Source organism: Blastococcus sp. KM273129 (assembly GCF_021698995.1).
Classification (GTDB): domain Bacteria; phylum Actinomycetota; class Actinomycetes; order Mycobacteriales; family Geodermatophilaceae; genus Blastococcus.
In genome coordinates this window covers 1-9,066 of record NZ_SSXB01000116.1, presented here as the reverse complement: position 1 = coordinate 9,066, position 9,066 = coordinate 1, and the positions used below count along the sequence as shown (strand labels likewise).

The following is a 9,066-nucleotide window of genomic DNA, read 5'->3' as shown; positions in this document are numbered from 1 at the left end:
CCCTCCCCTCGATCGACGGCGGCTGCCCTACCCGCCCGCGCACCCCCGCCATGCACGTCCCCGCCGCCGCGCTCCAGCGCCGGCCAGGGCGAGAGGTGACGAGGCCGGTGGTGCGCTGGGAGAACCGCGGGTGAACTCTGCGGAACTCGGCGCGCATCTTCGGGTACTTCTGCCCGGTGACAGCGCGGGTTCGGGCGCCTACGTTGAGCACATGCTCTCGACGCTCCTGGTCATCGGCGGTGTGCTGGTCGGTCTGCTCGTGCTGCTGGCCGTGATCGTGAGCCTGAGCGCCCGCCCCGCGACCACCAGCCGCGGCGCGCAGAGCGGACCGCGGACGCCGGACTGGGCCGCCGACGCCGGCCGGCCGCACCCCGACGCCTGGTCGGCCCCGACCCTCTCCACCAGCGAGATGCCCGCCGTCCGCTGACCCCACGAGCCCGGGTCCCGGCGGCTGCGTCCACGCGCCGCCGGGACCCGCGTGCGTCCACACCCGGGGGGCGACGCGCGGGACGAGCCGCGCACGAGGGCGACGTCGAGCCGCTGCCGGACCTCAGCCGGTCATGAGCTCGGCCGCCCGCTCCCCGACGAGCACCGCGGTGGCCGCCGGCCCCCGGCTGGGCACCCACGGCAACACCGAGGTGTCGGCCACCCGCAGCCCCTCGACTCCCCGCACCCGGAGCTCCTGGTCCACGACGGCCCCCGGATCGCCCTCCGGGCCCATGCGGGCGCTCCCGGACAGGTGCACCGCGGTGGTCAGGCGGGCGGTGATCCACGCGTCGAGCGCGGCGTCGTCGGCGAAAACCGCCGCGGCCGGCTCGCCCGCCGGGGCGCCCACCTCCGCGAGCGCGCGCGTGCGCAGCAGGTCCGCGGCCAGCCGCACCCCTTCCCGCATGCGCCGCCGGTCGGCCTCCTCCACCAGGTGGCCGTACTCCGCGACCGGCGGGGCGGCCGGGTCGGCTCCGGCGAGCACCAGCCGCCCCCGGCCCACGGTCCGCTGCAGCGCCACCCCGACCTCGACCACCGCGTCCCCGGGTACGGCGCGGCCGGTCATCACCTGGGCGAACGGCGCCAGCCAGGGCAGCACCTCGAGGTCGCCCGGCAGCTCGGCCCCGGCCGACGTCGCGTGCAGGACGCCGTCCAGCGGTGCGCCGCCGGGCGCCGCGCCGGTACCGGCCCGGGCACGGAACGGGAGGTAGACCAGCGGGTGGTCCGAGCACCCCGCACCCACGCCGGGTGCGCCCACCAGCACGTCCAGGCCGGCCGCCCGCAGCCGATCGGGCGGGCCGATGCCGGACAGCAGCAGCAGGTGCGCCGAGCCCACCGCGCCGGCGGAGAGCACCACCTCGTCGGCGCGGACGTCGCCGCCGGCCGTCCGCACCCCCACCGCGCGGCCCCGCTCGACGAGCACGCGCAGCACCCGGGTGCCCCCGCGGACGGTGAGCCCCGGGTGCCCGCGCCGCGGGGCCAGGTAGGCCGTGGCGGTGCTGATCCGCTCGCCGTCGACCACGTTGCGCGGCAGCGGGCCGTAGCCGGGGGCCCCGCCGCCGTTCTTGTCCGGCTCGGCGGGCAGCCCCAGCTCCTCGGCCGCCGCCGCGAACGCCCGCGCGAGGGGTGGTCCCCCGGCGGGGCGGGTCACCGGCACCGGGCCGTCGGCGCCGTGCCCGGGGCGGTCGCCGTACTCCCGGTCGCTCTCCAGCCGGCACAGCGCCGGGAGCAGCCGCTCCCAGGCCCACAGGTCGTTGCCGGCGGCGGCCCACCCCGCGGCGTCGGCCGGCGTCGGGCGCACGAAGTAGCCGGCGTTGACGGCGCTGGAGCCACCGCTCACCCGACCCCGGGGCACCCGCACCGCCCGCCCGCCCGGCAGCAGACCGGGCAGGTCCCAGTTGGCCGGGTGGCCGCTCACCGCGGCGCGCAGGCTGGTGGCGTCGCGCAGCTCGGCGGGCGCGGACGCCGGGTCGGGGTGGTGCGCGCCGGCCTCCAGCAGCAGCACCCGCCGTCCGGCGTCGGCCAGCCGGGCGGCCAGCGGGCAGCCCGCCGTCCCTGCCCCGACCACGACGACGTCCCAGTGCTCAGCCACCGGGCAGACCGAGCACCCCCGGCAGGTCGAGCCGGCGCACCTTGCCGGTGGAGGTGCGGGGCAGCTCGGCCAGCGGGTGCAGCGACTTCGGGCGCTTGGCCGGCGCGAGCCGCTCGCGGGCCCAGCCGGCCAGCTCCCCGGCCGCGGCCGGGCCCACGTAGGCCGCGACCACCCGCTGCCCCCAGTCCGGGTCCGGAACGCCGAACACCGCGCTCTCGACGACCCCCGGATGGGCATCGAGGACCGCCTCCACCTCGGCCGGGTAGACGTTCACGCCGCCGGAGATGACGAGGTCCTCCCGCCGCCCGTCCAGCCACACGGTGCCGTCGGCGTCGACCCGGCCCAGGTCGCCGACGGTCACGCGGTCGCCCTGCCACGCGGCCGCCGTCTTCTCCGGGGCCCGCCAGTACTGGAACCGCGCCCAGCGGGGCACGGCGCACCACAGCTGCCCGCGCTCGTCGGTCTCCAGCCGCCGCCCGGGCCGGGCCCGGCCCACGCTGCCCGGGTGGGCCAGCCAGTCCTCGGGCGAGCAGACGGTGAACTGCGCCTCGGTGGAGCCGTAGAACTCCCACACGCTCCCGGCGGGGAGCGCCGCCAGGACGGCGCGCTTGAGCGGCTCCGGGCACGGCGCCCCGGCGTGCACCAGCCGGCGGAAGGATGACCAGTCGACGTCGTCGCGCGCGAGCAGCCGCTGCAGGTGGGTCGGCACGCAGAACGCCGTCGTCGGCCGCTGGTCGGAGACCACCCGCGCCGCGCGGGCGGCGTCGAAGGGCCCGGGCAGGAGCACCTCGCCGCCGGCGAGCAGCGTGTGGACGGCGAAGCGCAGCGGCGCGCTGTGGTGCAGCGGGGAGAGGACGACGTGCCGGTCCCCCGGCCCGAACTCCCACAGGTCGATCTCCTCGCCGGCCAGGGCGCGCGCGTCGTCCCCGTCCAGGACGCCGGACCACACGCCCTTGCGGCGGCCGGTCGTGCCGGAGGTGTAGTGCATGGGCCGGGCCAGCGGCACCGGGGCCAGCGGCGCCTCGGCCGCACCGAGCAGCCGCCCGGGCTCGGCACCGACGTCCAGCGCGGGTTCGGCGTCGGCGGCCAGCGCCGCCCGCTCCCCGGCCGGCAGCGCCGGATCGAGCACCACGGGCACGACGCCGGTGCGCAGCGCCCCGAGGACGACGGCCAGCAGCGCGGGCGAGGCCGCCGCCGACACCAGCAGCCGGTCGCCCTCCCGGATGCCGGCCGCAGCCAGCCCGGCGGCCGCGCGGCGCTGGTCCCGCTCGCTCTCGGCGGCCGTGACGACGGGGACGCCGGTCACGCCGGCCGCACCCGGCCGTCGCCGGTGAGCTCCACCCGGCCGTCGGCGGCCAGCTTGTCCAGCGTGGCGCGGGTCGACTGGGCGGCGGCCGGCCACACCTCGCGGGGCACGTCGGCGTAGACCGCGGCGACCAGCTCGTCGACGCTGCCGGCGCCGGCGGCCAGGGCGTCGAGCAGCTGCTGCTCGCGGTGCGCCCGGTGGGCCAGGTAGTACTCGAGCACCGCGCCCGGGTCGGTGGTCAGCTCCGGGCCGTGACCGCAGTAGAGGGCGCTGGGGCCCAGGTCGTGCACCCGCCGCAGCGACTCCAGGTAGGCCACCACGTCACCCTCGGGGTGGGTGACGACCGACGTCCCGCGCCCCAGCACGTGGTCACCCACCAGCACGGCCCCCGACTCCAGGCGGAAGGCCAGGTGGTCGGCGGTGTGGCCGGGGGTGCCGACGACGTCGATCGCCGTCCCGGCCAGGGTGAGCCGCTCGCCCGGGGCCAGCAGCCGGCCCGCCGGCCCGGCGACGTCCCCGGAGGCGGCCGCGACGGGCGCGCCGAGCCGGGCCCCCCAGGGCAGCGCCGCCTCGGCGTGGTCGCCGTGGTGGTGGGTGACCAGGACCGCGACGCAGCGCGCCGCCCGCGCGGCGAGCACCGCCTCCACGGCGGCCAGGTGCGCGGGGTCGTCCGGTCCGGGGTCGACCAGCACCGCCTGCCCGCTCCCGGGTGCCCCCACCACGTAGGTGTTCGTGCCGTCCAGGGTCATCGGCGAGGGGTTGGGCGCCAGGACGCGGGTGACCAGGGGCTCCAGCTCGGCGGTCCGCGGCAGGGTGCCGGGCGCGGGGAGCCCCCACGCGGCGCGGGGGTCGGTCGGGACGGCCACGTCGGGCACGCTAGCCGCGAGGCCCCCGGGACGCGCGACCGGCCGCTAGCCTCGGTCCATGCGCCGTTCCCTGATCCGGTCCGGGCTGCTCCCCGCCGCGGCCGCCCTCGCCCTGCTCGCCGGCTGCAGCGGCTCGGACGAGGAGGGCACCACCGCCGCCGAGGAGACGACCGCGGCCGAGGAGACCACCGCCGGCGAGACCACCGCCGGTGAGACGACCGCCTCGGAGACCCCGGCCGCCGCCGGGAGCGAGTTCTGCACCGAGGCGACCGGCATCGTCGAGCGGCTCACCGGGAGCGTCACGGCCGGGAACCCCGCCGATCTGCCGCAGACCTTCCAGGGCGCGGCGCAGGAGATCCGCGCCCTCGAGGCGCCCGAGGAGCTCGCTGCGGACTGGAACGCCCTGGCCGACGGGGTCGAGCAGGTCGCGACGACCCTGCAGGGCGTCGACCCGACCGACCCGAACGCGCCGGCCACCCTCCAGGAGCAGCTCGCCCCGCTGCAGCAGCAGCTGAGCCAGTCCTCCACCAACGTGGAGCGCTACCTGGTCGACGAGTGCGGCCTGGCGCGGCCCACCGGCACGAGCGCCCCCACCAGCTAGCCCCGGCACGCGGTCGGACCGGACGGGGGCCCCGGTGCCGGGTCCAGGCCCCGGGGCGTCGACCCTCTGCTCAGCCGCCGCAGCCGCCGACGAACACCCCGCGCGCGTTGAGCCACGGCACCGGGTCCACGTGCCCGCTGTACATCTGCCCGCTGGGGTGGACCTCGAAGTGCAGGTGCGGACCGGTGGACTGCCCGCGGTTGCCCACCTCGGCGATCTTCTGCCCCGCGGACACCCGCTGGCCGGCGGCGACGAAGTACCGGTGGACGTGGCCGTACACGGTGACCGCGCCGTCGTCGCCCTCGATGTAGACCGCGTACCCGAAGCCGGTGGCGGTGCCGGCGCGCCGCACCACGCCGCTGGCGACCGCGTACACGTCGGTGCCGATCGGGGCGGCGATGTCCACGCCCCCGTGCAGGGCGCCCCAGCGCCAGCCGTAGCAGCTGGACACGCGGCCCGAGGTCGGCTTGACGTACCCGGAGCCGCTGACCGCGCCACCCCCGCCACCACCGCCGCTGCCCGCGTCGGCCCGCTCGCGGGCGGCCTCGGCCTCCGCCTCGGCCTCGCGGGCGGCGCGCTCGGCCGCCTCCCGCGCAGCGGCCTCCTCGGCCGCCTTCTGCGCGACCCACTGGTCGTAGGCGTTGCGGGCGCCCTGCAGCTCGAGGAGGTGGATCTGGGCCGCCTGGAGCTGCTGCTCGTACTGCGCCTTCTGCGTCTCGATCTCGGCGTAGGCGGCCTGCTGCGTGGCGAGCTGGGCATCGGCCTGGGCCTTGGCGGCCTCGGCGGTCTCCTCCGCGGCCGCGCGCTCGTCGCGGGTCGCCCGCGCGCTGGACTCGGCGTTGGCCTGGCGGACCCGGGCGATCTCGAACTGGCCCAGGACGTCGAGCTGGTTGGCCGCGACGTAGTCGAGCATCGCCGCGCGCTGGATCAGCTCGCCGGGGCCCTCGGCGTCGAGGAGGGCCGCGGAGCTGGTCAGGCTCCCGCCGTTCATGTAGCTGTCCCGGGAGAACTCGGCGATCCGCAGCGCCGCCGCCGCGACCGCCTCGTCGGCCGCGCGAAGCTCGTCGGCCGCCCGGTCCGCGGCCTCCTGGGCCAGCTGCAGCTCCTCCACCGCCGCCTCGTAGGCGGTGCCGGCGGCCTCGGCCAGGACCCCGACGCGCTCCAGGTCGGCCTCGGCGGTGGCGACCAGTGCCCGGATGCGGCCCACCTCCGCGGCGGCCGCCTCCTGCTGGCTGCGCGCGGCGCCGAGCTGGCCGTCGGTCGGGTTGGGCGGGGGCGCCGGGACGGCGACGGCGGGCGCGGCGGTGAGCACCAGCGCGACCCCCGCGACGACCCCGACCAGGGCGGTGCGCAGCGTGCGGGGTGAGCGGCCCGCGACGGGCCGGCGACGGCCGGCCCGCGGAGTCGCCGGTCCGTGCGGACGGCGCTGGGACATGAGCTCGCTCCCTGGGGAAGAGGGTGTGCGGTCTGGCCCGCGAACGGTCCCACTGTCACCGGGAGTCACAAAGGCAACACGCGGAGTCCACGCCGGGCCGCGCTCAGAACGTGAGGTGACCGTTCCGTCGCGGTCGGTATGTCGACAGCGGCGGCTCGGCTCAGCCGCCGGGCCGCTCCAGCTCGTGCGCGAGCGCCTCCAGCTCGGCCCCGCCGGCCATCAGCCTGGTCAGCTCCTCCCGGCTGATGTCCGTCTTGGCGAACTCCCCCAGGCTGCGCCCCCGGTTGAGCACCAGGAAGCGGTCGCCGACCGGGTGGGCGTGGTGCGGGTTGTGCGTGATGAGCACGACGCCGACGCCGCGGTCACGGGCCTGCGCCACGTACCGCAGGACGACGCCGGCCTGCTTCACGCCCAGCGCCGAGGTCGGCTCGTCGAGGATGAGCACCCGCGCCCCGAAGTGCACCGCCCGCGCGATGGCCACCGACTGCCGCTCGCCACCGGAGAGGGTGCCCACCGGCTGGTCGGGGTCGCGGATGTCGATGCCCATCGCCGCGAGCTCCCGCCGGGTGACCTCCTTGGCGCGGGCGGCGTCGAAGCGGCGCAACGGCCCCCACCCGCGGGTGGGCTCGGCCCCGAGGAAGAAGTTCCGCCAGATCGACATCAGCGGGATCATCGCCAGGTCCTGGTAGACGGTCGCGATGCCGGCGTCGAGCGCCTCGCGGGGCGAGCCGAAGGTCACCGGGGCCCCGTCGAGCAGCACCGCGCCGCGGTCGGCCGCGTGCACCCCCGCCAGCACCTTGATCAGCGTCGACTTCCCGGCGCCGTTGTCGCCCAGGACGCAGGTGACCTCCCCGGCGCGCACGGTCGCGTCGATGCCGTCGAGCGCGATCACCGACCCGTAGTCCTTGCCCACGCCGCGCAGCTCGAGCAGCGGCGGGCCGACCGGGGGCGCCACCGGCGGGGGCGTCATCGCCGTGCCGCCTCGGCGTAGCGGCGGACCAGCCGGTTGGCCAGGACGGCCAGCAGCAGCATCGCCCCGAGGAAGAAGTAGAACCAGTCGGCGTCCCAGCGCAGGTAGGGGATGCCCAGCAGGGTCATGCCGAAGATCAGCGCCCCCAGGGCGGCGCCGACCGCAGAGCCGAAGCCGCCGGTGAGCAGGCAGCCGCCGATCACCGCGGCGACGATGTAGATGAGCTCCTGGCCGATGCCGGTGTTCGCCTGGACCGACGTCAGCCGCACCGCGAGCGTCGTCCCGACGAACCAGGCCGCGGCCGCCGTCGTCATGAACAGCGCGATCGTCGTGCGCCGGGCGGGCACGCCGACGTTGCGCGCCGCGACCTCGTCCCCGCCGGTCGCGAACACCCAGTTGCCGAACCGGGTCCGCAGCAGCACCCAGCTGGCCAGCGCGGTGAACAGCACCCACCAGAGGACCGCCACCCGGACCTCGGCCCCGAGGACCTGCACGCGCGAGGCGAAGACCCACTCGGCGGCGGCGTAACCCGGTGCCTCGTCGATCTCCCCGACGGTGACCGTGCCGGTGAACAGCTTGGTCAGGCCCAGGTTCAACCCCTGGAGCATCAGGAAGGTGCCGAGCGTGATGATGAAGCTCGGCAGCCGGGTGCGGGTGACCAGCCACCCGTTGGCGAAGCCGATCGCCAGGGCCAGCACCAGCGCGGCGCCGATGGCCACCCAGATGTTCTGGCCGAGCTCGGTGGCCACGATGCCCACGGTGAGCGCCGTCGTCCCCGTCATCACGCCGGCGGAGAGGTCGAAGTGCCCGCCGATCATCAGCAGCGCGACGGCCACCGCCATGATGCCGAGCGTCGAGGCGGGGTCCAGCCAGTTCGCGATGCCCCGCGGCGAGCGGAAGACCTCGGACTGGACGGCGAAGAAGGTGAAGACGACGACCGCACCGACCAGTGCGCCGAGCTCGGGCTTGACCAGCAGCCGGCGCAGCGGGCCGGGCACGCTCAGCCGCTCGTCGACGCGCGCCCCGGCCGGGGCGGGGTCCGTGCGGGTGCTCAGCGGGTGCCCTCCGAGGCCAGGTCGGCGATCTCGTCGACGTTCTCGGCGTCCACGAAGCCCGGGCCGGTGAGGACCGGCTGCCCACCGCCGACGGTGTTCAGGTTCTCCGCGTAGAGCTTGACCATGACCACCGGCAGGTAGCCCTGCTCGTACTGCTGCTGGTCGACGGCGAAGGCGATGTCGCCGTCCTGGATGCCGCTGATGACGTCCGCGTTCAGGTCGAAGGTGGCCACGCGCGCCTCGGACCCGGCGTCCGCGGCGGCCTCGACCGCCACCGGCGCGAGCGCGGAGTTGAGCGTGAGCACCGCGTCGATGGCCGGGTCGCTCTGCAGCTGGGAGGCGATCGTCGACTGGGCGCCGGTGAGGTCGTTGATGTCCACCTGGACGACGGAGAAGGCCCCCGGCCCCCCGCCCGCCTCCGTGAAGCCCTGCTCGGCGCCCGAGCAGCGCTGGTCCAGGCCGATGTTGCCCGCCTCGTGGACGACGCAGAGCACGCTCGTCGCGCCGTCCTCGGCCAGCCGCCGGCCCGCCCCCTGGCCCGCGACCACCTCGTCCTGGCCGACGTGCCCGATCGCGCCGAACTCGGCCGAGCGGTCCCCGCCGGAGTTGACGGTGACGACGGGGATGCCGGCGCCGGTCGCCGCCTCGATCGAGTCCTGCAGGGCGTCCGGGTTGGCCATCGAGACGACGATGCCGTCCACGCCCTGGTTGACCGCGGCGTCGATGAGCTGCGCCTGGCGCTGGGGGTCGCCGTCG

At 77.0% G+C, this 9,066-nt stretch carries 9 protein-coding genes; 2 read left to right on the top strand and 7 right to left on the bottom strand.

What is annotated here, in order from left to right:
- The first annotated feature begins 211 nt into the window (after nucleotides 1–211).
- Nucleotides 212–427 (top strand): hypothetical protein, encoded by a 216-nt coding sequence (locus E9565_RS20640; RefSeq protein WP_236828647.1) that lies wholly within the window; start codon nucleotides 212–214, stop codon nucleotides 425–427.
- Between the two features lie 123 nt (nucleotides 428–550).
- On the opposite strand, the gene mftG is transcribed toward E9565_RS20640, so the two are convergent.
- The 3 genes from mftG to E9565_RS20625 are packed head-to-tail and all read right to left on the bottom strand — an operon-like array spanning nucleotide 551 to nucleotide 4,249.
- Complete coding sequence (gene mftG, locus E9565_RS20635) at nucleotides 551–2,077, bottom strand: mycofactocin system GMC family oxidoreductase MftG (RefSeq protein ID WP_236836621.1); 1,527 nt, start codon at nucleotides 2,075–2,077, stop codon at nucleotides 551–553.
- A complete protein-coding gene (locus E9565_RS20630; protein ID WP_236836620.1) occupies nucleotides 2,070–3,383 on the bottom strand; it encodes a class I adenylate-forming enzyme family protein in 1,314 nt (437 codons plus the stop codon). Before E9565_RS20630 ends, mftG begins: the two co-directional genes overlap by 8 nt.
- Nucleotides 3,380–4,249: an MBL fold metallo-hydrolase gene (locus tag E9565_RS20625; protein ID WP_236836619.1), complete on the bottom strand. Its 870-nt coding sequence runs from the start codon at nucleotides 4,247–4,249 to the stop codon at nucleotides 3,380–3,382. The genes E9565_RS20630 and E9565_RS20625 overlap by 4 nt, the downstream gene beginning before the upstream one ends.
- Nucleotides 4,250–4,307: 58 nt before the next feature.
- On the opposite strand from E9565_RS20625, the gene E9565_RS20620 reads away from it, so the two are divergent.
- Nucleotides 4,308–4,850: a hypothetical protein gene (locus tag E9565_RS20620; RefSeq protein WP_236836618.1), complete on the top strand. Its 543-nt coding sequence runs from the start codon at nucleotides 4,308–4,310 to the stop codon at nucleotides 4,848–4,850.
- Between the two features lie 70 nt (nucleotides 4,851–4,920).
- Here E9565_RS20620 and E9565_RS20615 read toward each other — a convergent pair whose 3' ends face one another.
- The 4 genes from E9565_RS20615 to E9565_RS20600 form a co-directional block, all read right to left on the bottom strand.
- Nucleotides 4,921–6,285, bottom strand: a complete 1,365-nt coding sequence (locus E9565_RS20615; protein ID WP_236828642.1) for a M23 family metallopeptidase — start codon at nucleotides 6,283–6,285, stop codon at nucleotides 4,921–4,923.
- Nucleotides 6,286–6,445: 160 nt separating this feature from the next.
- Nucleotides 6,446–7,255 carry an ATP-binding cassette domain-containing protein gene (locus tag E9565_RS20610; RefSeq protein ID WP_236828641.1) on the bottom strand — a complete coding sequence of 270 codons (810 nt, stop codon included), beginning with the start codon at nucleotides 7,253–7,255 and terminating at the stop codon, nucleotides 6,446–6,448.
- Complete coding sequence (locus tag E9565_RS20605; RefSeq protein WP_236828640.1) at nucleotides 7,252–8,253, bottom strand: ABC transporter permease; 1,002 nt, start codon at nucleotides 8,251–8,253, stop codon at nucleotides 7,252–7,254. The genes E9565_RS20610 and E9565_RS20605 overlap by 4 nt, the downstream gene beginning before the upstream one ends.
- A gap of 53 nt (nucleotides 8,254–8,306) precedes the next feature.
- Nucleotides 8,307–9,066, bottom strand: a 760-nt coding sequence (locus tag E9565_RS20600) for a substrate-binding domain-containing protein (RefSeq protein WP_236836617.1), incomplete at its 5' end; no start/stop codon positions are given.